Raw genomic sequence first — 25,999 nt, 5'->3', positions numbered from 1 at the left:
TGGTGCAATTATGGTAAAGAAAGAAAAAGCTGAACAAGTAAAATAATATAGATATCCCTTTTTTAAACAATTTTATATCTATGTGAACCAAGATAATCATTGCGATTATCTTGGTTTTTTATTTTTAAATTAAGATTCAATTTAGCGCTAAACTCATTTCGACTATGCCATCTGACATCTGAATGTCTACAGTAAACCCAAAATGTTGCGCTAATCCAATCATCCCTCGGTTTGATGGCATCGTCATTCCGTTCATCACTTTAATACCTTGTGATTTGCAATATCGAATAATCTTGTCCATTAGAATTTTCCCCAAACCTAAGCCTTTAAGGTCTGAGCGTACCAATACAGCGAACTCGGTATTAATGTTATTTGGATCAGATAATGCACGAACCACAGCCAGAATAACCTCTTGATTATCAATCTGTTTTGTCGCGACAAAAGCCATTTCTCTGTCATAGTCGATTTGAGTAAAGTTCGCTAGAGCTTCATGATTAAATTCACCAACATCAGAAAAGAATCGTTTATATAAATCTTCATGTGATACCTGAGAAATAAACTCTGCGTGTTTTGGCTCATCTTCAGGAAGAATTGGACGAAGTAATACTGAGCTATGATCTTTAAGTTGTGAAAATTCTTCTAATTCATTTGGATAAGGTCTAATGGCTAATCGTTTATGAATGTCGCCAGTAAAATGCTGTACCTTCATGGATGAATCAATGATAGTGAGATCAATACCCGAAACAAGAAGAGGGTGTATATCAAGTTCAACTATTTCAGGACAATCAAGTACCATCTGAGAAAGACGAACGAGAAAAGCACTTAAATCAAAGATACTCATTTTTGTTGGAGAATTGCGATGCTGAATAATATTTTCTTTAATCGCGTATTTTATGAGGTTTTCAGCTAGCGCCATATTAAGTGGTGGTAATGCAACGGCGGCATTGTTATTGAGATCCCATTCAGATCCGCCTTCGCCAAGTAAGATCACCGGGCCAAACACTGGATCTTGGCATACTTTAATCCGTAACTCTTGAGATCCCGCTCTTTGAGCCATTTTTTGAACGCTTAACCCTGAAATTCGAGCTGAAGGGTAGCTAATTGATACACGATCAATAATAGATTGTGCTGCATTAATAACTTCTTCTTTGGTGTTTAAATTAAGCATTACACCTTGAACATCGGATTTATGAGGGATATCAGGAGAACGGAGTTTTATGGCAACAGGGTAACCAATATTCTCGGCAATATAACCTGTCTCAACTGGTTCCTCTGTGATCCAAGTATCTACGGTCTTAAATCCGTAGCATGAATATAGGGTTTGGGTTTCATGGGTATCAAGGTCGGTCAGGTTATGTGATACACAATTATCTAACCATTCGCGAGCCATTCTCGCGTCATGCTTATTAATGTGGCCAGACGATACTGGGGTTTCTATTAAGAGCTTCTGATTACGATGGTATTCTACTAAATGAAGGAATGCTGAAACCGAGCTCTCTGGTGTTCGATACGTTGGAATACCAGCTTGTGTAAAGCGTAAACGAGCTTCTTTCGAAGAGCTCTCTCCTGACCAATTAGTTAAAATAGTAAACTTTGCTTTGCGTTTGTGATTACTGATTAACTGGACTAATTTAGCAGCTGTTTGTGTCGCATTAGAAATTGCAGAAGGGCTATGCATAATTAAAATAGCATCGCAATCTTCACTGTCTAATAACGCGTTAACCGTATCACAGTACCTTTGTTCATTAGCATCACCGCCAATGTCTATTGGATTGGAATGTGACCAATTATGAGGAAGGTACAGGTTTAATTGTTCGACTAATGTGTCACTTAATTGTGCAAGACTTCCACCTTGTTGCATTAAGCTATCAACCGCCATAATTGCAGGACCACCGCCATTTGTTACTATTGCTAAACGTTGCCCGCGGAATGGAATAGGGTGTGCAAGTGTTTCTACTGCTGCAAATAATTCATGAGTGTTTGATACACGTAACATACCTGCCCGTCTAATAGCCGAGTCATACACTGCATCTAAACTGATCTCTCCATTGGTATGTAGTTGCGCCGCTTTACTTCCTGCAACGGAGCGACCACTTTTTACGACTAAGATGCGTCGATTACGAGCGGCAGCACGAGCGGCAGACATAAACCGTCGTGCGTCTTTGATTGAATCAATATAAAGTAGTATGGCGTCGGTTTTTGAATCAGTGCATAAGGCATCTAGCAGCTCACTGAAATCAATATCAATACCATCACCTAAAGAAACAAAAGCAGAGAATCCAATCTCTTTTTCTTTCGCCCAATCAAGTATGGTAGTGCACACTGCTGCTGATTGAGAGATAAAGGCAATGTTTCCTTTGTTGGCATTAATTGGAGAGAATGACGCATTAAGATTAACCCAAGGAAGGATTATCCCAAGGCTGTTTGGTCCTAAAATTCGCATATTAAATTGAGAAGCAATTCGTGCCGCTTCATAAGGTAAAGGCTCCCCAATACCGCTGCAATGTAAATGCATATCAGAAGAGAGAATAATGACTAACTTAACGCCCTTTTCTCCGAGTTCTGTTAATATTTTTACGTTCTCACGTGCCGGAGTGCATAAAATAGCAAAATCAGGCGTAATGGGAAGGGAAGGAATATCTGGATAGGCAAGGATCCCACAGACGGAATGATAGTTAGGGTGTACTGGCATTATCGGCCCATCAAACTCACCATCTAATAGGTTTCTCATTACAATATGACCAGCGCGATCCGAGTGTATTGACGCGCCAATAACCGCAATTGAACGCGGTCGAAAAAGCGTTTTTAAATCTGACATTACAGCTCCCTTAATCCTTATATAAGAATAAGATAGCTGAGAATGTATTTTTTGGCTTAATAGAATAATATAAACAAAACCTAGCGCACAAAAACACAACAATTGTACCGTAATCTAAGGAAATATTTGAGTAATTGAACAGATAGAGAGCTAAAGACTTGATTGTCTTGTATATCAGGTGCAAAATTAGGAAATCAGCATGACTTATAATTGTGAATTAAAATGAAAAGAATCATTCCTATTACGTTAACCGCACTACTTGCAGGATGTACAAGTAGTTCGTATACCACAAACATCACGACAGAAACCTCTGAAGAAGTGTACCAAGTATCTCAACCTATTGAAGAAGAGGTAACTACTTTTGAAGAGACTGAGATTGCTGCAGAACCACAAACTGAAAAGCCAGTGGTTAAACTAACGCCAGAAGAGACATCAGCAGTTGCAGAGTCTGATGCTGCTGTGAAGATTTTACCGCCAACAAGTAAGCAAGACGAAATGCACAATCGCTATGGTTATACGCTTCAGATCCTTGCCTTGAGCCGTAAAACAGATCTAACGACTTATGCTGGAAAATTAGCAGGCGAACAACCTGTTTGGATGAACCGTAAAACCGTGAATAATATGCCATGGTATACGATTTTGTATGGTGATTTTGCAACACCTGCAGATGCTCGTGCAGCAATAAAAACACTGCCGGCTGAGATTCAAGCATACGGTCCATTTGTTCGTAGCATTAATAGCATTAAAAATTCAGATAACCCTGAGTTACACAAATTAAATTAAATACTAAATCGGCAGGTTTGCTTTAGCTTGCCGATTATTTTCAATAGTGAATATTATGACTCATATCCTTTTACTTTGTGGCGGTAGCGGTACCGAACATGAAGTGTCTTTGGTTTCTTCGAAATACATTTCTCAACAACTATCGGAATTAAATTCATTTCAAATCACGCATCTTGAAATTAAAGATGGTGCTTGGTTTCATATCGACTCTGGTTTGAAATATGAATTACGCTCTGACAAATCATTACTTTGTGGTGATGAGAACCTAGGTCTAGTTGATTATGTTATCCCTTGTATTCACGGTTACCCTGGTGAAACGGGCGATATTCAATCAATGCTTGATATGTTCGGTATTCCTTATTTAGGTTGTGGTGCAGAAGCAAGCACAAACAGCTTTAATAAAATCACATCAAAGCTTTGGTATGACGCATTAGGTATTCCAAATACACCTTACTTATTCTTAACTGAAAACAATAAAGAGACACATAGTTCTGCATTGGCTGCATTTAAAGAATGGGGCGGATTGTTTGTTAAGGCCGCTTGCCAAGGTTCATCTGTTGGTTGTTACAAGGTCACGTCTGAAAGTGAATTATCACAAGCTATCGATGATGCTTTCGGGTTTTCTGAGCAAGTGTTAGTTGAAAAAGCAGTTAAGCCAAGAGAGTTGGAAGTTGCTGCGTATGAAATTGACGGTAAGCTATTCACAACGCCCCCAGGTGAAGTAACCGCTCCTGATGGCGCATTTTATTCTTACGATGAAAAATACGGCAGTGGCAGTCATTCAACGACAACATTAACTGCTGAAAATTTATCGGCTGAGCAAATTGAGTTAATTAATCAATACAGCCAAAAAGTATTTACACAGATGAAGCTAAAAGATTTATCTCGTATTGATTTCTTCCTAACAGAAGAGAACGAAATATTCTTAAACGAAGTGAATACCTTCCCAGGAATGACGCCAATTTCAATGTTCCCTAAATTGCTGGAACATAATGGAGACTGTTTTAAAACGTTTCTAAAAAAAGCAATTCTTAATTCAATTAAGTAATTTGTATTACTTTAAGTGATAAACAAAGGCCTGATATTATTCAGGCTTTTTTTTGAATTTATCTTTTTGCCTTTCTGAACGTTCAATATTTCCAATGTATTGATTTGGCATTGCAGGGCTAACCCAACGACCTAACTCTTGAATTTCATGAACGGTATAGCCACACTTAGAAAGTTCTTTCGTTGCACCCACTCGAGCTGATAATCCAGAAAAATTAACCTCCAGATTAAGTAATTCGTTTGCACGACGGAAAATACGATAAATAGACGAGTCATTTAAGTGACTTGACGAAAGATTCTGATGTCGGTCAAGCCCTCTGAATAAATAGCCCTCGGTAAGATGTGATGCACTTAGCCACTTATTAAGTAATAAAGTCGTTTCTTGTGATAGTGGATAATAATTCTGTTGCAGTTGAATGACACAATTTCCAAACTCATCAAAACAAACGTCATCAAGAGTAAGGTCTCTTAACTCCCCACGCTTTAAGAGTAATTCAAACATTAAGTGCCAGATAACTAAATCTCTAATGTCTTTTAATTCAACAGAGGAAGACAGTTGGCGTTCAAGCTCTGCAAGCATACTAAGAGTAATGCCTTCTGTTTGTTTGCTGTCGTCTCTTTTATCTAATCTTATCTTTCCAACCGCTGCTTTTACTTGAGCTGTTTGAGTAGGGTCTTTCAATTCGAATGCGTTATGGACATGTGAGATAGATATAAGGGAACGCTTAATGGATGCTAACTTTTTTTCTTTCGCTTGTTTTTCAATAAAAATGCGAATTGCAGTCGTTGAGGCTGGTAAGGCCATTACATGATGTAGCTGACAAAATACAACAAAATTATTCCAATCATTTTTGAATGAAATTAAGCTATTACGTGAATATTTCTTTTTTAAGCAAGAAGCAAATGTATCTATATCGATATCTGAACTTAAGAAAATAGACTTATCCATTCTAGTGCACCATAACTAATTCTTCTGTGTGACAAAACTATATCACAAAAATTAAACGTACATAAGATCACGATTCACTATCTAAAGTCTGGTGTAAAGCTAAAAAATATTCGATCCTAACTATGTGGAAATAAGTAATTAACTAGTAAGAGTAATTGGTATGCAAAAGTCATTATATAAAGGTTTCTTCATTGAAAATAAGACAGGTATTCCTGATGACTGGAAAGTACTGATTAAAAATAAGGTGTTACACGGTCACTTAAGTGCAGTAAAGAAAAGCATTGATTGGTGGAGTGACACAGGAGCAATCATACCGCCTAAAGAATTTGGTGATATGGGCGAAACGGCAATAAATGAGAAAAGAGACAAATCACGTACCGAAGAGCATAAAGGTTTTCAAATCAAGAACGATACAGGTGAAGAAAAGGCTTGGTATTGCTTATATCATGGGAAATTAGCCAAAGGTTCATTGGCTGCAATAAAATCCTTTTTGGATAAACATGAAAAATAATTTACAATTCATCATCACTTTAAAACGAGATTAGTTATGTCTTTAGTATATTCAACCGATATTGGCCGCATTAAACAAGAAGAAGTAAAACAAGAGCGCCCAAAAGGTGATGGCATTGTTCGAATTCAACGTGAAACCAAAGGCCGTAAAGGTAAAGGCGTTTGTGTTGTTACTGGTTTAGATATGGAAGACACGCAACTTAAATTATTAGCTGCTCAGCTAAAAAAAGTATGCGGTTGCGGTGGCGCTGTTAAAGATGGCGACATTGAAATTCAAGGCGATAACCGTGAGAAAATCAAAGAGTTCCTAACAAAGCAAGGTCATACAGTAAAACTAGCTGGTGGCTAATTATTAATGGATCTTTGAAAGCTAATAATCAAACGATGAATACGAAGTATTATTGAATGATTATTAGCTATTTTATGGTAAATAAGATTATCGTTAAATAGCCATAAGAGACGAGAGTATAAGCAGGGATAATTAACTAACTAATTGAGTTTTAATCTCTCTACATCTTATTTAACATAATATACATAATGCGCACTAATGTTGTGGCGCAAAATAGCAATGCTTCTTAGCTATTTATGGTTTAGTCTATTAGATTAATAGAAATAAATGATTATAGATATTCAGTTAATCAGCTAAAATACAAAGGGAATTTCAAATTTGGAGCAATTATGAAAAGAAATTCAGGATTTACATTAATTGAACTTGTTATGGTAATTGTTATCTTGTCTATATTAGCTGTTACGGCTTACTCGAAATGGTTGTCATTTCAAGAAGACGCCCGTATAGCTCAGATTCATGGTCTAAAAGGCCCGTTAGAAACAGCGGAAGAACAAGTACACGCTCTTTCGATTATCCAAGGCAAAGATATAGGAGATCATTCAGTAGACATACAAGGGACAACAGTTGATGTAACTTCAGGCTACCCTGTATTAAAAATAGCTAACATCAATAAGATAATTGATCTTGGGCAAGGTTCAGATAATTCGATTACGCATTGTGAAAAACTGAAACCTTGTAAAATTGGTGATTGGTATGTTATTGATCATTCTATTATGTACCCTGATTTAGACTATCCTTCAGTTATCATTTTTTCTTTAAATGACTCATTAGAGAATAACTGTTCATTATTCTATCAATATGTAAAAACTGGGCCTGACTCTAATTTAGAACCAGAGATATCAATTGCTACTGATGGCTGCTAATGGATTCCTTTTATGCGTATATTTCACTCTATATTCATTTATTAGCGTATTTATATGCATAAAATCATTTTTTTAAGCATAAATGAGAATAGCATTACTTACCATTAACCGCTATATTTAACTGATTTTTCTCATATGTATCACCTATTTGAAAAGCATTGTTTACGTATAGGATACTTATACGAAAAGAAATCAGAAAAATTACAGTATTCTCACCGTAATCCTTTTTCTTATGGTATAAACTTGCCATAATATAAACATTACTAAACAACAGGCACTATTTTATGAGCATTGAAAAAACTCTTTTAACTCGCTGCGATTCTAAATGTGAACTATGTGGTTCAACTAACTCACTAGCTCCATTTGCAGTTCCGCCTAAAACAGATATCACGGTTGATAACTGTGTAATGATTTGTGATACCTGTACTGCACAAATCGAAGACGCTGATAAAATGGATGTTAATCACTTACGCTGTCTTAATGACTCTATGTGGAGCCAAGTTCCTACTGTTCAAGTTATGTCTTATGTTCTTCTAACTAAGCTTGCTTCTGAATCTTGGGCTCAAGATGCTCTAGATATGATGTACGTTGAAGAAGACGTTAAAGAATGGGCTGAGAAAGCACTGCTTTCTGACGGTGAAAAACCACGTGACATTAACGGCGTTGAACTGAAAAAAGGCGATGACGTTACAGTGACTAAAGACCTTCCTGTTAAAGGCACTAACCAAGTAATCAAACAAGGTACAGTTATCCGTGGCATAAGCCTTGGCGACGATCCTCGTCTAGTTTCTGGTAAGGCAAACGGCGGTCAATCTATGTATGTAATCGCTGAGTTTTGTCGTAAAAAGTAATTCGTTACTTAACAATCTGACAGACTAAAAAAGACGCTTAATTGCGTCTTTTTTTATGTCTTAAATTTATCTTAATCATTATGTCTAATACCATTCTGCATAAGTAATTGTTCAGATAATTGCGTAGGAAAAATCGATTAGAGCAAGCAAGAATGCTCAAATACTTATGTAGATTAATGTAGGTAACTATGCAAAATAAAAAGTATAAACCCGAGATATTTCTAACTACTGTGATTATTTATTCATATAAAACTTAAGTTATCACTCGCTTTTTTCAAACGTTCAAATCCACGTTTATCGTACTTTTGCGTGGTAATGATGCTTGCATGCCCCATTGCATCTTTTACGGTCGAAATATCCTCGCCATTATCTAACAACATAGAAGCAAAAGTTCTTCGGCAATCATGGGGAGAAAATGCACTCACCCCAGCCTGTTTTCTTCGTTCATTTAGTATATGTAAAATAGCCTGTGATGTTAGCTTATTATCAGTCACAGTATCAAAACGCCTTATACGGGTAAATAAGGCGCGGCTATTGTCCCCGCTGACAGCATTTAGCCATGAATGTAGTAATGTTAATGATTGTTGTGGCAAGTAAGACATTCGTTCTTTATTGCCCTTACCAAGTACCCGTAATGACCCTTCTTCTGCATTAAAGCTACCAATAGAACAATCCACAATTTCTGAGCGTCTTAAACCACAGCCTAATAACACACCTAAAATAGCACTGTCTCGAATACCTTTTATGGTTTGGTCATTACAAGAAGAAAATAACAATTGGATTTCATTACTGGATAAGGCCCGACCTTTAGCTAATCGAGATCCTTTCATTTGTTTAATGTGCTTTATTAATTGATAGTTTTCAGTAGTTATTTTTTTCGATAACCACAGTTCTTGAGCTACACCTTTGATTGCCGCTATATAGGTATTGATGGTGGCCGATTCTAATTTTTCAGATTTTAATGCTTCAATGACACCAAGTACGTAATCACGGTTTATCTGATGCCACGGACAATTGTTTAAATTAAAAGATCCAAGAAGATGAGCGATCTTATTTAAATTAGATCTCATCGTTGATCGGCTATTTTCAGAGTTTAAAGATAATAAATATGCCTGAGCTGCATTTAAGCTACTCACTTTAGGCATGGTTAGTCCTACTGAAATATCATTACTTAAAAGTGTTACGCTGTCACTACTCATTGATTTTACAACTGATTTATCACTTATCTATAGTATATGATCTTTTTCTACTTTTCCAAAGGTACATTTTAATAAGTAGAGATCCATTTTAGATCCTTTAATCATGGTTTGACGGTTATTACATCAATAAGATCTCGGATTAGCTCTGACTAAGAATTGACTATTATTTTGGATAAAAAAAACCGAGTAATGAATACTCGGTTTTTAATCTATTTAATAAACACATTTTAATTAAAGATGCTTACTGATCTCAACACAACTTTCTTTAGCATCACCGAAAAGCATTTCAGTGTTTTCTTTAAAGAATAGTGGGTTTTGAACACCAGCATAACCTGTATTCATTGAACGTTTAAATACGATTACGTTTTTCGCGTTCCACACTTCAAGAACAGGCATACCTGCGATTGGACTGTTTGGATCTTCCATTGCTGCAGGGTTAACTGTATCGTTAGCACCAATAACTAGGACCGTATCTGTTTCAGATAAGTCATCGTTGATCTCATCCATTTCAAGAACGATATCGTAAGGCACTTTTGCTTCAGCAAGAAGAACGTTCATGTGGCCTGGTAAACGCCCTGCAACTGGGTGAATACCAAAGCGAACTTCAACACCTTGAGCGCGAAGTTTTTCAGTAATTTCATGAACTGGATATTGAGCCTGAGCAACAGCCATTCCGTATCCTGGAGTAATCACGACAGACTTAGACTCTTTAAGCATTTCTGCTACTTCTTCAGCTGTTGTTTCACGATGCTCGCCCTGCTCTTCGTCACCTGATGAAGCAACAACATCTTGACCGAAACCACCAGCAATTACACTGATGAAAGAACGGTTCATTGCTTTACACATGATGTAAGACAGAATTGCACCTGATGATCCCACTAACGCACCAGTAACAATCAGAAGATCATTCGATAGCATGAAACCTGCTGCCGCCGCTGCCCAACCAGAGTATGAGTTAAGCATTGAAACAACCACTGGCATATCTGCGCCACCGATTGAAGCAACTAGATGATAACCAAAGGCAAATGCAATTAAGGTTACTAAGATCATGGCAAACATGCTGCCTTCAACACTAACAAAGTAGTAAAGAAGTCCTACTGAAGCAACTAATGCTAAAAGGTTAAGCTTATGACGGTGAGGTAATTGCAGTGCTGATGAATCAATAACACCACGCAATTTACCAAACGCAACTAAAGATCCGGTGAAAGTTACCGCACCAATGAATACACCTAAGAAAACTTCAACAAGGTGAATAGTTAGCATTGCACCAACAAGTACACCGTGATCGATATAACTGTTGTAACCAACAAGAACCGCTGCCATACCTACAAAGCTATGAAGAATTGCCACAAGCTCTGGCATTTCTGTCATTTCCACTTTTTTAGCGTAATAAAGGCCAATAACAGCACCTATTGCCATAGCGACGATAATCCATCCAGTACCTGCAGAGTCAGGGCCAAAAATGGTAGCAATTAATGCGATAGCCATACCAGTAATACCATAGTAGTTACCGCTACGCGCTGTTTCTTGTTTAGACAAACCGGCTAAACTCATGATAAATAAAACGGCAGATACAATATATGCTGCTTGAACTAATCCTGCTGACATTATCTCTACCCCTTACTTATCTTTACGAAACATTTCAAGCATACGCTTGGTTACAGCAAAACCACCAAATATATTAATACTAGCGATTAGAACTGCGATAAATGCTAAAAATGAAACGACACCATTACCCTGTCCCACTTGCAATAATGCACCGACAATGATGATGCCTGAAATGGCATTAGTTACTGACATTAATGGTGTATGAAGTGAATGACTTACGTTCCATACAACGTAGTAACCCACCACGCAAGCTAGTACAAATACGGTAAAGTGCGCTAAAAATGCAGCAGGAGCAACCGAGGCTACCCAACCAAAAGCAGCAACACCGGTACCTATCATCGCAAACTTTTTAATTGGCGACATTGGTTCTTCAACCTTTGGTTCAATTTTCGCTTTTGGTGCTGCTTTCGCTTGAGGTTGTGCCGAAACTTGAATTGGCGGCGCTGGCCATGTTACTTCGCCTTCTTTAACAACCGTTACACCGCGAAGAACAACGTCTTCAAAATCGATGTTAATGTTGCCGTCTTTTTCTTTGCATAAAAGCTTCAGAAGGTTTACTAGGTTTGTACCGTACAGTTGAGATGATTGAGTTGGTAGACGACCAACCATATCGGTATAACCGACAACCTTTACACCATTCTCTGTAACAAACACTTCGTCTTTTACTGTGTATTCACAGTTACCGCCATTGGCTGCTGCCAAGTCAACGATAACACTACCTGCTTTCATGCTATCAACCATTTCTTTGGTGATAAGCTTAGGTGCAGGACGACCAGGAATAAGTGCTGTTGTAATGATGATATCAACATCTTTAGCTTGAGCTGCATATAGCTCTTCCGCTTTTTTGTTGAATTCATCAGACATTTCTTTTGCGTAACCATCACCTGAACCTGAGTTCTCTTTGAAATCAACTTCAAGAAATTCAGCGCCCATTGATTGCACTTGCTCTTTTACTTCAGGACGAACATCGAATGAGCGAACGATAGCACCAAGACTGCCAGCCGCCCCGATAGCGGCAAGACCAGCGACACCTGCACCAGCAACAAGTACTTTTGCCGGTGGAACTTTACCAGCAGCGGTAATTTGACCAGTAAAGAAACGACCGAACTCATGCGCAGCTTCTACTACTGCACGGTAACCTGCAATATTCGCCATTGAACTTAGTGCATCAAGCGCCTGAGCTCGTGAAATACGAGGAACTGAATCCATAGCTAGAACGTTGATGTTCTTTGTCGCTAATTTTGCAAGTAACTCTTCATTCTGCGCAGGCCAAATAAAACTGATTAGGCTAGCACCATCTTGAATTAAATCGAATTCATCAACACCTGTTTCAGCGTTAACTTGAGGAGCATTAACTTTAAGGATTAGATCTGATTTCCACACATCATCAGCAGAAACAATAGTTGCTCCGGCTTGTTCAAATGCAGAGTCATCAAAACTGGCTAAAATACCGGCTTTAGATTCAACAGAGACAGTAAAGCCAAGCTTCAATAGCTGCTCTACCGTTTTTGGAGTGGCAGCTACACGGGTTTCGCCCGCGAGTACTTCTCTAGGTACACCAATTTGCATAGTTATTCCTTTACTATTGGCATGAATTGATACTTACTTTATAAGGTATAAATTCAAGTGTTTTGTAATAAAATGACATGATCTTATTACATTAAATTAATTCCTGCTTATATTCACCCTAATTCAGTAAAAAAACAACATTACAGTGACAAAGCAGAGGTCAGACCATTACGGTTTTGACGTTGATTTACAACAATAATTATAATTAGATAATATTTTTTCAATCTAATCTACATCAAAGCTAAGGCATTTAATTAAAGATTGACTCATTCATTTGATCGATCAGCATTTTTGATTTACGTACCATAAGCTCATCAGCATCACTTTTGTTTGAGATTACATCAGAACGAATAAAGCGGTGCTCTTTAATTTCACCCTTTATTTCTTTTGTTATTGTACCGGCGATACGAAATTGAGAGCCATCTCGTTCTGAGTTTGGATAAATTAGGAAGGATTGATATTCAATTGGTTCGATCGTTGCTTCTTGCTTAGGTGATGTTCCAAATAGACGTGAAAAAAGCCCCATTTCATTTTCCTTTTTGAAATAAGGCTTATTATAGCTTATGTGTCAGTAATGTAGGTAGTTTTGCTTACTCAATTATAAAATGACCAAAGAAATCACTACTCTTCAAACAATTCGATTATTGGAGTAATGCGGATTTCTATACGACGATTTTTTTTGCGTCCATCGGAATTCATATTAGAAGCAATAGGTTCTTCCTCACCAAAACCATAAGTATTTATACGTGTGGAGTCTACCCCTTGCTCAGCTAATAACGCGAGTACCGAATCAGCCCGCTTATTTGACAATGATATATTAAATTGCTTGCTACCACGGCTGTCTGTATGGCCTGCAATAAACACTTCTGATTCTGGTTTATCGTTTAATAATTTGGCTAATTGAGATAAAACAGTTTTGCTTTCTTCTTTTACCTCTGTACTTCCAGAGTCAAAGCTCTTGTCACCATTAAGTAATAGAATAATTTCATCGTTTGTTTTTGCAATACTGCCGATATCACTGGTAACAAACTGTGCTAATTCGTCATTATGATAATTAACAAAGCTTTCAACGGTAGGAGTGTCAATAATACTTGATGTTGAATCATCGCTAGTACTTTGACATCCCATTAAAAAGCCCGTTGCTATAATCATTCCAAGTATGTGTTTTTTCATTATAAGTATCCCTAGTCCAACCTAGGGATAATTTATCAAACTTCGAATATGCTTACTTGCTTAGTAAAAATGAAATCGAGACACTTCAACTAATAATGAAACTATGTTGTTACTCAGTATCACTTTTAAGAGTTACTTTTGCTTACTGATAAAAAGACCCAACCCATACAGTAAGCATAAACCGTAAAGCCCTGATATATTTAAAAGAACACTGTGTAAGCCTGCGCCCATCTGATTGAGTTTAAGAAAGCCATCAATAGCAAACCCACTTGGCAATAAGTGCATAATATCAGTTAATGCATTTGGAATAAGTTCAGTCGGCCAGATAAATCCGGCACTAAATACAATCGGCATCGAACTAAATAGCACGACTAATAAAATACTTTCGGGGGTAGGAAACCATCGCGCCAGTAGCATGCCAAGCAAGATAACCGATGCAATAAATGGCACCATTATGATCAATAAGTCCAATACGTTAGAAAAACGGCTGATATGATAATGGTCAAATACAAAACCAAAATAAAAGCTCGCGAGTATTAATTCGCTGATTAAAAATAGTGAAAAACGAGCGATTAACTGTAGCGATGAATTCTCGCTTGCCGTTGCTGCTTTCTGTCTTACGCCAACAGCCATTAATAACGTTTGCTGTAGAATCAATACAAATACGGCTGGGACCACATATTCTACATATCCCATATTTCGGTTAAATACAGGAGTATAATTAGATTTAAAAGGTTGAAAGGTATTTATTGCAGTAGTAATTGGAGTGCCATCAATAGCCATATGAGCAACTCGATATTCAGCAGATAATGTTCCCCCCACTTTCATTAACCCTTCGATTATGGTCCCATAAACTAAAAAGTACGAAGCATCACCAGCATAAGCAACTGTTGGTGCTTGGCCTAACTGCAATTTGTCTGAGAAATCATATGGGATAACTAAAAAGCCGCTAACCGTATTATTTAAAAACTGCTGTTTTGCTTGCTCAATACTCTCTGCTTGCTCTACGACGTTTAGCTGCTGTGATGCATTCGCCATTAAAATAAATTTTTGGCTAAGTTCTGATTTATCTAAATCAACAACCGTGATCTTCTGCTCTTCTGGACTTTGATTCAAATAAGGCAACGGGTAAAGAAATGCATAGAAAAGTACACCACCGATCATCGCAAGTACGATCGTGCTATTAGTAAAGATCCCTTTCGCTTCATTTTTTAATATCGAGAGAAAAGACATGATTACTTCCTTAATCGTGAAATAAGTAAAAGAAGCGGCAAGGTAAATAACAGTAAAATACCGACATGCGAGAAACTTGAAACAAGTCCATACCCATAGTTTGCTTGTTCTATTTGTGAGCGAACAAAATGACTTGCAGGTAGAATTGAGTGCCAAAAAACAGCGACGTTGTTCATGTCTGATACTGGAAAAGTAACACCTAAAAATGCAAAACTGGGTGCCGTGTAAGCGCCTGAGATACTCATTGCTTTGACAATATTATTAGTACCATACCCAATAGCAATGCCAATACTAATACAAGCCAGTGTCATTGCTCCCATTGTAATGAGAAAACTTAAAATACTCGCATCAAAAGGAAATCGTAATACCCCGAACAAGAAATAGAAAAGTACACAACCCAAAGTCATTCCAATCAAGAAATAAACGCCAACAAATGAAAGAATGTTTTGAGGTGTTTGGCTATCAAACCATTCACGTAAATCATTGTTATTATTGCGAACCGATTCGTTTTTCATCGCCCAAATCATCCCAACAATAATCGCCATTTGCCATATTGCAGGAAGAATTGCGGAGACTAAGAATTGATTATAATTGCTACCAATGTTAAATAGAGCCGTCACTTGAACTTTAATAGGCACTGCAGAGTTAATTGCTTGAGTCCATGTTGATTGCTTTGTACTCAGCGCCTTTATTGTTGCCAGTTTTGCTTGGATCGTCATGTCTGTTTGCATCAAAGCAGAATTAATTTGCTTTGCGATTAAGATAAACTGTCCATTATAAAAGCCTGAAATTTGAGGGCTCTTCCCCAGCATGACATTACGCTCAAAATCATGAGGGATAACAATATAACCATAGTTATCCCCTTCTTTTAATGCGCGATTGGCAATAGTAACATTCGGTTGGATCGTACGGACGGCAAGCGTTGGGGTTGCGTCGTAATCGCGTATGATCATCCTAGATAAACTGGATTGATCAAGGTCCACCACATCGAGAGGTAATTCACGCACCACAGAGGATGAAAATATCCACCAAATCACTAATGACAGCACTAATGGAAGAGCAAAAGTAACCGCAATTAGCCATGGATTAGAATAATAAGAACGCCAAAATGCTTTCATAAATCACGCTTAATCTAATTTAACTATAGCACTCATACCAACTCGTAGATTTGGAATGTCAGCAGTTGGATGCGCTTCAATTTCAAAGGTTTTTAAATCAAACCCTTGGCTATTATCGGTTGCTCGCCAGGTTGCATAATCTCCCATAACAGCAATATGCGTGATCTTAAATGGAACCGTTTGATCCAGTGCTGGAAGATAGACGTCAATCTGTTGATCTTTTTTATAGTTTTTAAGCTTATCCTCACGAACATGGAAAACGGCCCATGCTTGTTTAATGTCTATAACACTAACAACAGGAAAGCCTTGAGGTGCAATTTCACCTTCATTGAGTAAAACTTGAGTTACCTCTCCTGTATACCAACTGTTAATCTTAGTGTCTGCTACATAAGCCTCTACTTCTGCGACTGAACCCATTGCCATTTTTACTTTTTCGTTGGCTGCTCGTTTTGTTTCTGTTCGAGCGCCCTCTTTGGCCATTTGGTACATTTGGTAAGCTGCACTTTCGGTGTATTTTGCCGCTTGCCATTGAGTGTAAGTCTCATCTTTTTTCTGCTCTGATACGACACCATCGTTATAGAGGTTATTAACACGAGTATAAGTTTTTTCTAGCAGTTTATTGGCCGCTTTTGCTTTTTGCCATTGATCTTTCGCTGCTGCAACTTGTTGAGTTCTTGCTCCTTGTTCTGCTTCTTCTGCCAGAGCGCTTGCTGCAGCTTCACCTGCTTTTGCTTGCGCTAGCTTCGCATCTATTTCTGGGCTGTATAAGGAGAAAATAGCTTGGCCTTTCTCTATCATGTCACCTTTTTTTACGTATAAATTCTCGATTCGACCAGGGACTTTAGAGGAAATATTGTATTGCTCGGCTTCAATTTGACCTTGCAGTAATTCAGGTCGAGGCTGATAAGCTGCCCAAAAACTGTAACCAACCCAACTAACTACACCTACAACGGCAAGAGAACCGATGATTTTCTTTAATTGACTCATGTTATTTTCCTTCTCTTGCTTGAAGTTGATATTGTACAAATGTGTCTGTTTTATCGCTTAAAGCAAGTAATTTAACTAATGAAATCATATAATTAAATGATGCTAATGAACGTTGCGTCTTAATGCTTGCCAAATATAACTCAGCATCCACCACATCAAGTGACGTCGATAGACCTTGTTTAAACCCTTTTTCTCTGAGTAATATGTTTTCTTGTGCAAGCGCGATACTTGATGCTAAACCATAATATTCATCGATCGCTTGTAATGCTTCTCGGTATGTTTTTTCAACCAATAATGAAAGATCTTCTTTCGCTTGTTTTTTAAGGTACTGTACTTGTTGAACAGCACTATGCGCCGCTGCAACTTTTTCTGAACGTCCTTTATTATCCAGTAGTGGCACATTAACACCGACACCGACCATCCAATCTGGTGCAATTTCAGCAGATAAGCTGTCACCTTCATACAGATTATAGTTACCATATAAATAAACTTCAGGGTAATAACTGCCTTTCTCCGCTTTTATTAAACTGCTCGCCTGCTTTTCTTTGGCATCTAAAAGGTCTAAACCTGGGTAAGTGGCTAATGTATTATCAATAAAAGCGGTCATTTCCGGTAATTTTTGATTGATAAACAACGGTGTTTCTGGCGTGATGTTTTCATTCATTTGCAACATGCTTCTTAATGCAGCACTGGCAATATCTGAATTTTGTTGAGCTTTACGAAGGTCTACTTTTGCTTTGTCGTATGCCGCATCAGCTTGTAGGCGCTCTACTTTAGCAATTTGACCCTGTTGTTGGAGTTTAACCGCATTATCTCTGTGTTTTGCTAAGCCTTGTTCTACTTCACTATAGGTTTTAACGACTTCATTAGCGAGAACGACACTAAAATAGTACTTAGCTAAATCTTCATAAGAGGCTTGTTGTTTCATTTTTAGCTGACTGCGTGCTTCGTCTGTTTTTCCTTCCGCTGCACTTTCTGCGGCAGAGATACGGCCACCAGTGAAGATAGGCCAAATCGCACGAATAGAGCTAGTAAAAATATCACGTTCACTTAACGTTGAAGTAAGATTAGGGAAAAAAGCAGGGAATGCAATTCCTGCACTATTCGCTACTTGTTCAGCTGAAACCGTTACATCATCATCTAAATAAGTATAGTTAGCACTTAAGGTAATAGACGGAAGATTAAGGTCAGAAGTGCCTGAGGCCAACGATTCCTGACGCTGAACATTCGCGCGCTCTGCAGCAATACCGTTATGATTGTTGAGTACATTTTTCCATGCGCTATCAAAATCTACTGACTTAGCAGAAACAGACAAAGAAAGCAGCGTTGTTAATAATACAGATAGTCGTGAAATTTTAAGCATAACCCCTCCAGTAATCTAGAGTATATACTCTAACTGGTTCCATGTGCAAAAAAAAAGCTTACCGTTGCGGGTAAGCTTTTAATTATAGTAGATAATTTTATTTTGTCATGCGGATCAAAGATAGGCCAATAAGCCATTCTAGATCTTTACGGCTTTCTTCACCGTATAAGTCTTCAACCATGCCATATAAACGATCGATACCATTGCGAGCAAATTCGTGTGCATTTGCAGAAGTAACGATATGGTGGAATAAAAGACGTAAGATAGCTCGGAATTGCTCGTCTTCTAAAGATGAAATCCAGCTATCGATAAATGCTTGCTTATCACCTTGCATTTCTAAACGTTCTGCAAATAAGCGGAAAATACGGCCGTCTAATGCAGCTGTAAAATCAGTTTTCTTTGGAAAGTGATGACTGATCCCTGTTCTTGACACACCAGTTTGTTGGCTTAGTGTCGTATATGACATCTTGTCATAGCCTAAGCGTAATAGTTGATCAATAACCGCATCCATAATTTTCTGGATGGTGATTTCAGTATCTTCTTTACTTCTTTTTGGCATAATAAAACTCTTCTAATGTGGTTAGTCCATTAAGAAATCAATCGTAAAAATTAACGAAATTAACATTAGGTTAATTTATAAGATTCAACTCCATTTGTATAATATTTTTATGATATTTCACACGATAAACGTAGTATAGCACTCTGGCCGTCACAGCACTCTCAAAATTAAGAATCGCGATTTTAACGAAATGTCAGTTGCTGTTTAAATGTGACTTAACGGCATTCTGCGTTATACAGTATGGAAATACAATATTTTACGCCTAATTCTGACAAAGAATTGTCATAAAGGTTCATTTTTTGGGATTTTCGTCTCAAGTGTCGATACTGATACATAAATGATATGCGATTGTTATCTTTGTGTTTCTTCTTTATGTTCATTTTCCGAGAGGGTTTTCTTAGCCATGGAAACATAGTATAACGTCTGTATATTTATTGTGGAGATAAAATAATGACTACTGAAGTAGAACAAAATGTACCATGCGATGCTTGTGGATGTAGTGCTGAGATGGGCTTTGTGATTAAAGAAGGTGATGATGTTGCAGAAGTAAGCATCTTCGCTAACAATAAAGCGCAATTAGAAGCGGAATTTGCTAATTACTTATCTTTAGCAAAAGAAGTATGTGATGAAGTTGAGTACAATATTGAACTGACTAACGATGAGAAAGAACTTCACGCTCGCTTGAAATTCTCTTGTAGTGCAGAAAAACTGATTTACGAACTAAAGACTCGCTCTCTTAGAAAATAATCGATTATATTGTAGATAATAAAGAAAAAAGGCCCTCACATTGAGAGCCTTTTTATTAATATCTTGGTACTAAGCAGGTTGGATATTGCTTGCTTGAGGGCCTTTAGGGCCTTGCTCAACATCAAAAGTTACTGCTTGGCCTTCTTTCAACGTTTTGAAACCGTCTGATTGAATTGCACTGAAATGAGCGAACACATCAGGTCCGTTCTCTTGAGCGATAAAACCAAAACCTTTCTCTTCGTTAAACCATTTTACAGTACCAGTCGCTTTAGACATTACGTCTCCTTACCTTTAATTAAATTTTTTACTTCGGCACTTAGATACCGAATTTCACTATATCAAATGTGTTTTCATAATAAAAACGTAAAAACAGGACTCATATCACTGTTCTAAATTAAACTTATTTACGATGTGGTCGATACAGTGTCAAGCCATTACTACAAAGTTATTTATCTATGCCTAAAACTATTATTACTCTTTTTGCTCTTATCTTTACAGCCTTGGTCCCCTTTTCAACTTCTGCTGAAATGTTAAATAAACATCGACTCATTAATCATATAGATAGCTATGGAAATATCAGCTTACGTAATACTAATTACACTGAACTCCCTGATAATTTAGAGCTTAAAGGTGATGTGAACCTTGCGAATAGTAAAATAAAAAAACTGCCTAAAGGTTTGGTAGTTAATGGTGATCTAAACTTAGCAAATACCGTAATTAAAAACTTTCCTAAAGGCACTCAAGTAAAGGGCTACTTGAATTTAGCTGGAACCACTCAACTTAAACGCTATACCAGAGGCATTAAAGTCGCAGGCTTTATTAATTTTGCAGGGTCAGGACTCACTGAACTCCCTCCGCGTTTAAAAGTAAACGGCGATCTAAGTGTAATACGAACACCATTAAAAACATTACCAAAACAACTTGTAGTGAAAGGCAACCTATTCCTTGGTCACTCACAAATTACGTCACTTCCTGATGACCTCGTGGTTAATGGTAATATTTATTTGGGTGGCAGACCTATTACGGTTTTTCCTGAAAGCATAAAAGTAGATGGTTATATTTTTAAGTAGTATTACAATAGCCAGATATTTCTTCTCTAGGCTTAATAATGTTAGATAATCTACATCAAATGGTAATCTTTGCGATGGTAGCAAATGAGCTAAATTTTACTCGTGCTGCTGAAAAACTGGGTATTTCTAAGTCGCATGTATCTAAACAAATTAAAGCGCTAGAAACACGTTTAGATTGCCAACTCGTTCAACGTAATAACCGCTCGGTCTCTATTACAGAGCTCGGTCATCAATATGCTGAGTATTGTCAAAAGCTGGTAGATACTGCTTATGAAGCTGATGCCCTATTAGATGCTCATCATGGGCGTATTTCTGGTGTATTTAAAGTTGGTATCGCTCAGTCTTTTGGTAATAGCCACATTATTCATGCATTAGCTGAATTCCAAGCTCATTTTCCAGATGTTGAATTGGAGGTTAGTTTATTTGATCATAAACCTAAATTACTTGAAGACGGTTTAGATTGTTGGATAGCAATTCATGATGATATTCCTGAAGGCATGGTGGCGAGGAAAATTGCAGATTGTCGCTTTATTGTTGCCGCTTCTCCAAGCTACATTAAAGAGAATGGCTTGCCATTGCGTCCAGCTGAATTAGCACAGCATAAATGCATCACCTATCATAGTAATGAACGACGCTTTAATGAGTGGGAATTTACTCGTGATGGTGTTCATCAAGTGGTTAAAGTACAAAGTATTTTTAAAATAGATAACGCTTCTGCTATTTTAGATGCAACCAAAGCAGGTGCTGGCATTGCGTATTTAGCAAGCTATTTACTTGAAGATGAATTTGAAAATGGCAGTTTGATTCAAATATTAAAGGAGTGGCAAGCAGATATGGAGCTACCTATTTACGCTGTTTATCCTCGACGCCAACATTTGCCACCAAAAGTGCGTACCTTTATTGACTTTTTATCCCAACAAGTGGGTAATCCTCCTCATTGGGATAAAAAGCTTTTTAATTGAATCCCTTACTTATCCTGCGTTTTTAACTGGATTTGCGTAAAGCGCACGTAGAAATGGTTGCTCTTCTGCTGTTAAGTGTGACAATTTTTCTTCTAGTTCACGTTTAACTTCAGAAGTGACTTCTTCTGATTCACTATTAGCAGCGGCGTAATTCATTGGGAATAAACGATAGCCTTGGGTAATTTCTTTGTCCATGGCTGCTGCCAGTTCATCAGCCGTTTCTGGCGCTGAAGTGACAACGTCACCAAAGTGGATGTGTATGCGTTTCTTATTACCGATAATCCCTTTGATGATGCTATCAATATCTTCAAACTCCCCTTTTTCGTAAGAGCCGAAGGTAGCCACTGCATTTAATTCTTTGGCTTTTTGAATATCTAACGGGTCATTTTCATAAGAGATAGAAACAGGAACAATTTTCAAATCATTCATATAATCAGAAAAAGCTTCTTTGCGCTTACGCCCTTCTACATGAAACATTTTTAAAATCGCAGGATCAGTAAAATCGTTACCGTCTTTTGCTCGCCCTTCTTTTTGAGCAATCCAAATAGAGTTATTGGTTTCCAAAGAGTGCTTGATATATGAAGATAGTTCACCCAACGCTTTTAGCATTTGACGTGGTGCTTTTGCTGAACGTTTAACAATAAAACTTTTGTTAAGCTTCATCAGCTCAGTACTGCACGCTTTCTTTAATAAGTTATCACCAATGGCAATTCTTACGGTTTGCATATGGTTATTATATAGCACCCAATTCATCAAAGCTGGGTCCATGGCGATATCACGATGATTAGACACAAACAAATACGCTTGTTTTGGGTCTAATTTATCTAATCCAGAGTACGTAATGCCATCGGTGGTTTTTTTGACCGTTTTATTTAAGTAAGTTGCTACATTTAACTGAACGTCTTCTACTGTTGTTATTTTAGACAGTGATTTACGTAGTTTGCAACGCAGTAACGGTGCTAATAACCAAAATAAAAACTTAGAAGCAGACGGAAACTTATAGTGCAGAATCGCTGTAATGAATTCATCATCAGAAATTAATCGCTCAATAGCGGCAGGAACTTCATCATCATTGTAAGGGCGAATTTCTTGATAGATATCTTGTGTGGTCATGTTTGGACTTCTGGTTACCAAAAAAGGAAGTAGCGCGTATTCTACTTGATTTTATTCCAGTTGTACGTGATCAATTAAAGAGGTCGTACCATTGGTCATTAAATATCGCCGTAATTGATGAGAATCCGTTGATTTTTAGATAAAAACCAGTAGAGTTACGGGCTTCAAATCAGAGGTAGCTATGAAAAACGCAATTACGTTTCAGTCAGGAACACATTCACACCTTCTTTATACGGCAAGAAAAAAGAAGAATCATTATGAGTTGATTTCCGTGCAAACTGGAGCCGTACTTATTCGCCTTGGTAAATGGGAATATCTAGTGTTGCCTGGTGAATTGTTTTGGATACCTTTTGATGCTCTATCATCAATGACGATTGTTCCTAACTCTACATTATCTACATTAATGTTCTCAATTCGCACACGTGAAGCGCTACCTACTCAAGGTGGCTATATCACCTCAACACCTCTACTTTCTGCGGGTTTTGGTAAACTTCAAGCAATAGCGATGACTGAAAATGCCAAACAGCATTTATTATACGTAATGCAAGATGAGTTATTAGAAGCGTCACCTCATACGGATTTATCTCCAGAATCACAGCATATCAATACTTACTTATCTCAATTATCTGAAAATAAAGAGATAAAGCATAGTCAGGTTTCTCCTGATATGATGATGACATTGAAAGTAAGAGAAGCGGATAAAATGCGTAAATCAGGTGCTAAGAATAGTATGATTGCAGAGCGCTATTTTTCAGGAAATACGGAATTACTAGAGCAAGCTTACACTTTATTGGATTAATGCATTATACGAACCTAGCTTGGTTTTATTGGAATGGGATTTCTAGTTGCATGAACAATTGATCATCAGCGCGATCATGCCAACGGTAATCAATTCGAAAACGGGTATTCTTGCCCTTTTCTTCCCCACCAAAGGCCAAGCTTAACTGTAGGCCGTGGCTTTCCAACCATTCACCATAAGAATCAAACTCTTCAATTTTTTTATCATAATACTCTTCAGGTTGCCATACAGTAAATCCTACCGCACTATCACTAAGGTAGCCGGTTAGTAAAGGATCATCCCCTGTGCTGTAAGCCCATTTATCCCAAAATCCTTCTTCCATAACGTCTGATTTTATGTTTTCTGTTATTTCTGTTAACTGATAAATAAACTGATTCACCTCAAATAAAGGAATAAGACACTTTGAGTTGGATGAATAAATTTGACGAGAGTAGTTATCATAGCTTTCTTGTAGACAAGTCGAGTTATCCTTGGCAATTAAATCCATGGACATAGTTGTTGTTAATAAACTGATTATAGCGACTTGTTTCTTCATCGTGACTACTCGTATAAATGGTGTGCCTTTATGTAAAGTTGGACACCTTGTGTTGTTAAGTGAGTAATGTCCTCACCTTTTTTTATTGCGTTTCGTATATCGGTACTTCTGACAGGAAGTGTTTCAGGGCAAGCCATTACATTCCAGCGTTTTACTATCTCATCGGCTTTTGAAAACTTGTCAAACTTAAGTAAGTTGTCTGGTCCGATGATAAAGGTTATATCGGCCTCTTTATTCAATTCTTGAAGTTTTTTTAATAAAGAAAAGGTAGTCACGCTTTGCTCTGGAACATACAGTTCTTTTTCAATCAGCGATATTTCAACATTGTTAAGGGGTAAGTCGTTAATAAAAGCAGAGACCATCTCTATTCTGTCTTCATAAGAAAGCATTTTTTTCCCCCAGGCATGTGAAATGCTAGGAACTAATAACACTTTATCATAGTGAGTTAAACGCTCAATGACACTTTTGTGGCCTAGTGATGGTGGGTTAAATGCGCTACCAAATACAGCAATGTTCATGACTTTTCTCTTATTAACGGCATTATTAGTTAGCATAAGTGAAAATTTTGTCGATGGCTATCCTATAACACTATTAGGCTGTTATTAATTGTGTAAATTCAGTATGATTATCAAATTAACTGCCAACTGTCTCAATAGAGTAAAGGAATGAGAATGCAACAACTGATTGTTGAAGAAATGAAAGTTAAACCATCAATTGATCCGGTTAATGAAATTAAAACACGCGTCAATTTTATTAAGGCTACCTTACTCAAGGCTCACTGTACCTCTTTAATCCTTGGTATTAGCGGTGGTGTTGATTCAACAACATGTGGGCGATTAGCTCAGATTGCTATTAATGAGCTGAATGATGAATATGATACTAAAAAGTATCAATTTATTGCAGTTCGTTTGCCGTATGGAATCCAAAAAGATGAAGATGAAGCACAGATGGCCTTGTCTTTTATTCAGCCTTCTCATTCTATTAGCATTAACATTAAAGAAGGTGTTGATGGTTTGCATAAGGCGTCTCACATTGGCCTTGAGCATACAGGTTTACTGCCTTCTGACTCTGCAAAAATTGATTTTGTTAAGGGCAATGTAAAAGCGCGTGCACGCATGATTGCACAGTATGAAGTTGCTGGTTATGTTGGTGGATTAGTTTTAGGTACTGACCATTCGGCAGAGAATATTACTGGTTTTTATACGAAGTTTGGCGACGGCGCTTGCGATCTAGCCCCATTATTTGGTTTAAATAAACGCCAAGTGAGAAGAATAGCTGAAACACTAGGCGCACCTGAGCAGTTAGTTAAAAAAGTACCCACAGCAGATCTTGAAGAACTCGCACCACAAAAAGCGGATGAAGATGCCCTTTCTGTAACTTATGACGAGATTGATGACTTCTTAGAAGGGAAAAAAATAGATGCTGAAGCAGAAGCTAAATTAATAAAAATTTATCAACTGTCTCAGCATAAACGTCAACCAATCCCTACTATTTACGATTAATCCAATATTAATCTATAGCAGGTAACGCAACTAAATTATTGACCAAGGCTTCTTTTGAGGCTTTGGTCATTTTTTTTATGCGGTATTCGTACTTTAACGCTTGGGATTTTGATTCAACATTGTGCGACCATACTAATGTTAAAGGTCCTTTTCCGCGTAAGTACTTAGCGCCCTTTCCTGCTTTGTGCATTTCAAAGCGCCGAGATAAATTATTAGTAATACCACAATACAAACTATTTGTTTGCGTTCTTATTAGATAGAGTGTCCAATTAGATTTAATTTCTGTCATGCA

General features: G+C 37.5%; 28 protein-coding genes. 11 read left to right on the top strand and 17 right to left on the bottom strand.

Annotation, left to right across the window (positions count from 1 at the left end; all coding sequences use genetic code 11):
- Positions 1-136: 136 nt before the first annotated feature.
- The gene (locus PVK63_RS13100; protein WP_130087635.1) at positions 137-2,818 is read right to left on the bottom strand and encodes a bifunctional acetate--CoA ligase family protein/GNAT family N-acetyltransferase; all 2,682 of its coding nucleotides are present in this window, start codon (positions 2,816-2,818) and stop codon (positions 137-139) included.
- Positions 2,819-3,040: 222 nt separating this feature from the next.
- Here PVK63_RS13100 and PVK63_RS13095 point away from each other — a divergent pair, with 222 nt between their 5' ends.
- A complete protein-coding gene (locus PVK63_RS13095; protein ID WP_130049100.1) occupies positions 3,041-3,601 on the top strand; it encodes an SPOR domain-containing protein in 561 nt (186 codons plus the stop codon).
- 55 nt (positions 3,602-3,656) lie between these two features.
- Positions 3,657-4,649, top strand: a complete 993-nt coding sequence (locus PVK63_RS13090) for a D-alanine--D-alanine ligase (protein ID WP_130049099.1) — start codon at positions 3,657-3,659, stop codon at positions 4,647-4,649.
- Between the two features lie 36 nt (positions 4,650-4,685).
- On the opposite strand, the gene PVK63_RS13085 is transcribed toward PVK63_RS13090, so the two are convergent.
- Complete coding sequence (locus PVK63_RS13085) at positions 4,686-5,597, bottom strand: tyrosine-type recombinase/integrase (protein ID WP_130087636.1); 912 nt, start codon at positions 5,595-5,597, stop codon at positions 4,686-4,688.
- Positions 5,598-5,757: 160 nt separating this feature from the next.
- On the opposite strand from PVK63_RS13085, the gene PVK63_RS13080 reads away from it, so the two are divergent.
- The 4 genes from PVK63_RS13080 to PVK63_RS13065 all read left to right on the top strand — a co-directional run bounded on the left by PVK63_RS13080 (position 5,758) and on the right by PVK63_RS13065 (position 8,170).
- A complete protein-coding gene (locus tag PVK63_RS13080) occupies positions 5,758-6,108 on the top strand; it encodes a DUF3319 domain-containing protein (RefSeq protein ID WP_130049097.1) in 351 nt (116 codons plus the stop codon).
- 36 nt (positions 6,109-6,144) lie between these two features.
- The gene (yciH, locus tag PVK63_RS13075; protein ID WP_130046102.1) at positions 6,145-6,456 is read left to right on the top strand and encodes a stress response translation initiation inhibitor YciH; all 312 of its coding nucleotides are present in this window, start codon (positions 6,145-6,147) and stop codon (positions 6,454-6,456) included.
- 329 nt (positions 6,457-6,785) lie between these two features.
- Positions 6,786-7,319: a type II secretion system protein gene (locus PVK63_RS13070; protein ID WP_130087637.1), complete on the top strand. Its 534-nt coding sequence runs from the start codon at positions 6,786-6,788 to the stop codon at positions 7,317-7,319.
- Positions 7,320-7,603: 284 nt separating this feature from the next.
- A complete protein-coding gene (locus tag PVK63_RS13065; protein ID WP_130046104.1) occupies positions 7,604-8,170 on the top strand; it encodes a PhnA domain-containing protein in 567 nt (188 codons plus the stop codon).
- A gap of 242 nt (positions 8,171-8,412) precedes the next feature.
- Here the strand turns inward: PVK63_RS13065 and PVK63_RS13060 are convergent, their stop codons facing one another.
- The 10 genes from PVK63_RS13060 to PVK63_RS13015 form a co-directional block, all read right to left on the bottom strand.
- A complete protein-coding gene (locus PVK63_RS13060; RefSeq protein WP_165371207.1) occupies positions 8,413-9,369 on the bottom strand; it encodes a tyrosine-type recombinase/integrase in 957 nt (318 codons plus the stop codon).
- A gap of 231 nt (positions 9,370-9,600) precedes the next feature.
- On the bottom strand, positions 9,601-10,977 hold the full coding sequence (gene pntB / locus PVK63_RS13055; protein ID WP_130046106.1) for a Re/Si-specific NAD(P)(+) transhydrogenase subunit beta: 1,377 nt from the start codon (positions 10,975-10,977) through the stop codon (positions 9,601-9,603).
- 12 nt (positions 10,978-10,989) lie between these two features.
- Positions 10,990-12,546 carry a Re/Si-specific NAD(P)(+) transhydrogenase subunit alpha gene (gene pntA / locus PVK63_RS13050; protein ID WP_130087638.1) on the bottom strand — a complete coding sequence of 519 codons (1,557 nt, stop codon included), beginning with the start codon at positions 12,544-12,546 and terminating at the stop codon, positions 10,990-10,992.
- Between the two features lie 250 nt (positions 12,547-12,796).
- Entirely contained in the window at positions 12,797-13,072 is a 276-nt protein-coding gene (locus PVK63_RS13045; RefSeq protein WP_130087639.1) for an HlyU family transcriptional regulator, read from the bottom strand.
- 95 nt (positions 13,073-13,167) lie between these two features.
- Entirely contained in the window at positions 13,168-13,719 is a 552-nt protein-coding gene (locus PVK63_RS13040; RefSeq protein ID WP_130046109.1) for an OmpA family protein, read from the bottom strand.
- Positions 13,720-13,851: 132 nt separating this feature from the next.
- Complete coding sequence (locus tag PVK63_RS13035; protein ID WP_130087640.1) at positions 13,852-14,952, bottom strand: ABC transporter permease; 1,101 nt, start codon at positions 14,950-14,952, stop codon at positions 13,852-13,854.
- A gap of 2 nt (positions 14,953-14,954) precedes the next feature.
- Positions 14,955-16,070: an ABC transporter permease gene (locus PVK63_RS13030; protein ID WP_130087641.1), complete on the bottom strand. Its 1,116-nt coding sequence runs from the start codon at positions 16,068-16,070 to the stop codon at positions 14,955-14,957.
- A gap of 9 nt (positions 16,071-16,079) precedes the next feature.
- Positions 16,080-17,057 carry an HlyD family secretion protein gene (locus tag PVK63_RS13025; protein ID WP_130049083.1) on the bottom strand — a complete coding sequence of 326 codons (978 nt, stop codon included), beginning with the start codon at positions 17,055-17,057 and terminating at the stop codon, positions 16,080-16,082.
- Between the two features lies 1 nt (position 17,058).
- Entirely contained in the window at positions 17,059-18,420 is a 1,362-nt protein-coding gene (locus PVK63_RS13020) for a TolC family protein (protein WP_130087642.1), read from the bottom strand.
- 97 nt (positions 18,421-18,517) lie between these two features.
- Positions 18,518-18,979 carry a TetR/AcrR family transcriptional regulator gene (locus PVK63_RS13015; protein ID WP_130087643.1) on the bottom strand — a complete coding sequence of 154 codons (462 nt, stop codon included), beginning with the start codon at positions 18,977-18,979 and terminating at the stop codon, positions 18,518-18,520.
- Between the two features lie 450 nt (positions 18,980-19,429).
- On the opposite strand from PVK63_RS13015, the gene PVK63_RS13010 reads away from it, so the two are divergent.
- Positions 19,430-19,726: a YfcZ/YiiS family protein gene (locus PVK63_RS13010; RefSeq protein WP_130046115.1), complete on the top strand. Its 297-nt coding sequence runs from the start codon at positions 19,430-19,432 to the stop codon at positions 19,724-19,726.
- Between the two features lie 69 nt (positions 19,727-19,795).
- Here the strand turns inward: PVK63_RS13010 and cspE are convergent, their stop codons facing one another.
- Positions 19,796-20,002: a transcription antiterminator/RNA stability regulator CspE gene (gene cspE, locus PVK63_RS13005; RefSeq protein WP_130046116.1), complete on the bottom strand. Its 207-nt coding sequence runs from the start codon at positions 20,000-20,002 to the stop codon at positions 19,796-19,798.
- 179 nt (positions 20,003-20,181) lie between these two features.
- Between cspE and PVK63_RS13000 the strand changes: the two genes are divergently transcribed.
- Together PVK63_RS13000 and PVK63_RS12995 are read left to right on the top strand one after the other, a co-directional pair.
- Entirely contained in the window at positions 20,182-20,796 is a 615-nt protein-coding gene (locus PVK63_RS13000; protein ID WP_242511077.1) for a hypothetical protein, read from the top strand.
- A gap of 38 nt (positions 20,797-20,834) precedes the next feature.
- The gene (locus PVK63_RS12995; protein ID WP_130087644.1) at positions 20,835-21,758 is read left to right on the top strand and encodes a LysR family transcriptional regulator; all 924 of its coding nucleotides are present in this window, start codon (positions 20,835-20,837) and stop codon (positions 21,756-21,758) included.
- A 9-nt stretch (positions 21,759-21,767) separates the two neighbouring features.
- Here the strand turns inward: PVK63_RS12995 and PVK63_RS12990 are convergent, their stop codons facing one another.
- On the bottom strand, positions 21,768-22,871 hold the full coding sequence (locus PVK63_RS12990) for a 1-acyl-sn-glycerol-3-phosphate acyltransferase (RefSeq protein WP_130087645.1): 1,104 nt from the start codon (positions 22,869-22,871) through the stop codon (positions 21,768-21,770).
- A gap of 181 nt (positions 22,872-23,052) precedes the next feature.
- Here PVK63_RS12990 and PVK63_RS12985 point away from each other — a divergent pair, with 181 nt between their 5' ends.
- Positions 23,053-23,670, top strand: a complete 618-nt coding sequence (locus PVK63_RS12985) for an AraC family ligand binding domain-containing protein (protein ID WP_165366923.1) — start codon at positions 23,053-23,055, stop codon at positions 23,668-23,670.
- A gap of 25 nt (positions 23,671-23,695) precedes the next feature.
- On the opposite strand, the gene PVK63_RS12980 is transcribed toward PVK63_RS12985, so the two are convergent.
- Both PVK63_RS12980 and PVK63_RS12975 read right to left on the bottom strand, forming a co-directional pair.
- Positions 23,696-24,205, bottom strand: coding sequence for a hypothetical protein (locus tag PVK63_RS12980; protein WP_130046121.1), 510 nt, complete (start codon positions 24,203-24,205; stop codon positions 23,696-23,698).
- Positions 24,206-24,210: 5 nt separating this feature from the next.
- Entirely contained in the window at positions 24,211-24,723 is a 513-nt protein-coding gene (locus PVK63_RS12975; RefSeq protein WP_130046122.1) for a nicotinate-nicotinamide nucleotide adenylyltransferase, read from the bottom strand.
- A gap of 153 nt (positions 24,724-24,876) precedes the next feature.
- Here PVK63_RS12975 and nadE point away from each other — a divergent pair, with 153 nt between their 5' ends.
- Positions 24,877-25,707, top strand: coding sequence for an ammonia-dependent NAD(+) synthetase (nadE, locus tag PVK63_RS12970; protein WP_130087646.1), 831 nt, complete (start codon positions 24,877-24,879; stop codon positions 25,705-25,707).
- Positions 25,708-25,714: 7 nt separating this feature from the next.
- On the opposite strand, the gene PVK63_RS12965 is transcribed toward nadE, so the two are convergent.
- Positions 25,715-25,996, bottom strand: a complete 282-nt coding sequence (locus PVK63_RS12965) for a GIY-YIG nuclease family protein (RefSeq protein WP_130049265.1) — start codon at positions 25,994-25,996, stop codon at positions 25,715-25,717.
- Positions 25,997-25,999 lie beyond the last annotated feature (3 nt).

The sequence above is a fragment of the Aliivibrio sp. S2TY2 genome, assembly GCF_028765525.1.
GTDB lineage: Bacteria > Pseudomonadota > Gammaproteobacteria > Enterobacterales > Vibrionaceae > Aliivibrio > Aliivibrio finisterrensis_A.
Note: the sequence above shows the minus strand (reverse complement) of the source record. Positions and strands in the feature narration are given on the sequence as shown.

Excerpts from the sequence above, each read along its gene's own strand:
- PVK63_RS13100 (WP_130087635.1), bottom strand. The coding sequence starts at position 2,818 with ATGTCAGATTTAAAAACGCTTTTTCGACCGCGTTCAATTGCGGTTATT.
- PVK63_RS13095 (WP_130049100.1), top strand. The coding sequence starts at position 3,041 with ATGAAAAGAATCATTCCTATTACGTTAACCGCACTACTTGCAGGATGT.
- PVK63_RS13090 (WP_130049099.1), top strand. The coding sequence starts at position 3,657 with ATGACTCATATCCTTTTACTTTGTGGCGGTAGCGGTACCGAACATGAA.
- PVK63_RS13085 (WP_130087636.1), bottom strand. The coding sequence starts at position 5,597 with ATGGATAAGTCTATTTTCTTAAGTTCAGATATCGATATAGATACATTT.
- PVK63_RS13080 (WP_130049097.1), top strand. The coding sequence starts at position 5,758 with ATGCAAAAGTCATTATATAAAGGTTTCTTCATTGAAAATAAGACAGGT.
- yciH (WP_130046102.1), top strand. The coding sequence starts at position 6,145 with ATGTCTTTAGTATATTCAACCGATATTGGCCGCATTAAACAAGAAGAA.
- PVK63_RS13070 (WP_130087637.1), top strand. The coding sequence starts at position 6,786 with ATGAAAAGAAATTCAGGATTTACATTAATTGAACTTGTTATGGTAATT.
- PVK63_RS13065 (WP_130046104.1), top strand. The coding sequence starts at position 7,604 with ATGAGCATTGAAAAAACTCTTTTAACTCGCTGCGATTCTAAATGTGAA.
- PVK63_RS13060 (WP_165371207.1), bottom strand. The coding sequence starts at position 9,369 with ATGAGTAGTGACAGCGTAACACTTTTAAGTAATGATATTTCAGTAGGA.
- pntB (WP_130046106.1), bottom strand. The coding sequence starts at position 10,977 with ATGTCAGCAGGATTAGTTCAAGCAGCATATATTGTATCTGCCGTTTTA.
- pntA (WP_130087638.1), bottom strand. The coding sequence starts at position 12,546 with ATGCAAATTGGTGTACCTAGAGAAGTACTCGCGGGCGAAACCCGTGTA.
- PVK63_RS13045 (WP_130087639.1), bottom strand. The coding sequence starts at position 13,072 with ATGGGGCTTTTTTCACGTCTATTTGGAACATCACCTAAGCAAGAAGCA.
- PVK63_RS13040 (WP_130046109.1), bottom strand. The coding sequence starts at position 13,719 with ATGAAAAAACACATACTTGGAATGATTATAGCAACGGGCTTTTTAATG.
- PVK63_RS13035 (WP_130087640.1), bottom strand. The coding sequence starts at position 14,952 with ATGTCTTTTCTCTCGATATTAAAAAATGAAGCGAAAGGGATCTTTACT.
- PVK63_RS13030 (WP_130087641.1), bottom strand. The coding sequence starts at position 16,070 with ATGAAAGCATTTTGGCGTTCTTATTATTCTAATCCATGGCTAATTGCG.
- PVK63_RS13025 (WP_130049083.1), bottom strand. The coding sequence starts at position 17,057 with ATGAGTCAATTAAAGAAAATCATCGGTTCTCTTGCCGTTGTAGGTGTA.
- PVK63_RS13020 (WP_130087642.1), bottom strand. The coding sequence starts at position 18,420 with ATGCTTAAAATTTCACGACTATCTGTATTATTAACAACGCTGCTTTCT.
- PVK63_RS13015 (WP_130087643.1), bottom strand. The coding sequence starts at position 18,979 with ATGCCAAAAAGAAGTAAAGAAGATACTGAAATCACCATCCAGAAAATT.
- PVK63_RS13010 (WP_130046115.1), top strand. The coding sequence starts at position 19,430 with ATGACTACTGAAGTAGAACAAAATGTACCATGCGATGCTTGTGGATGT.
- cspE (WP_130046116.1), bottom strand. The coding sequence starts at position 20,002 with ATGTCTAAAGCGACTGGTACTGTAAAATGGTTTAACGAAGAGAAAGGT.
- PVK63_RS13000 (WP_242511077.1), top strand. The coding sequence starts at position 20,182 with ATGCCTAAAACTATTATTACTCTTTTTGCTCTTATCTTTACAGCCTTG.
- PVK63_RS12995 (WP_130087644.1), top strand. The coding sequence starts at position 20,835 with ATGTTAGATAATCTACATCAAATGGTAATCTTTGCGATGGTAGCAAAT.
- PVK63_RS12990 (WP_130087645.1), bottom strand. The coding sequence starts at position 22,871 with ATGACCACACAAGATATCTATCAAGAAATTCGCCCTTACAATGATGAT.
- PVK63_RS12985 (WP_165366923.1), top strand. The coding sequence starts at position 23,053 with ATGAAAAACGCAATTACGTTTCAGTCAGGAACACATTCACACCTTCTT.
- PVK63_RS12980 (WP_130046121.1), bottom strand. The coding sequence starts at position 24,205 with ATGAAGAAACAAGTCGCTATAATCAGTTTATTAACAACAACTATGTCC.
- PVK63_RS12975 (WP_130046122.1), bottom strand. The coding sequence starts at position 24,723 with ATGAACATTGCTGTATTTGGTAGCGCATTTAACCCACCATCACTAGGC.
- nadE (WP_130087646.1), top strand. The coding sequence starts at position 24,877 with ATGCAACAACTGATTGTTGAAGAAATGAAAGTTAAACCATCAATTGAT.
- PVK63_RS12965 (WP_130049265.1), bottom strand. The coding sequence starts at position 25,996 with ATGACAGAAATTAAATCTAATTGGACACTCTATCTAATAAGAACGCAA.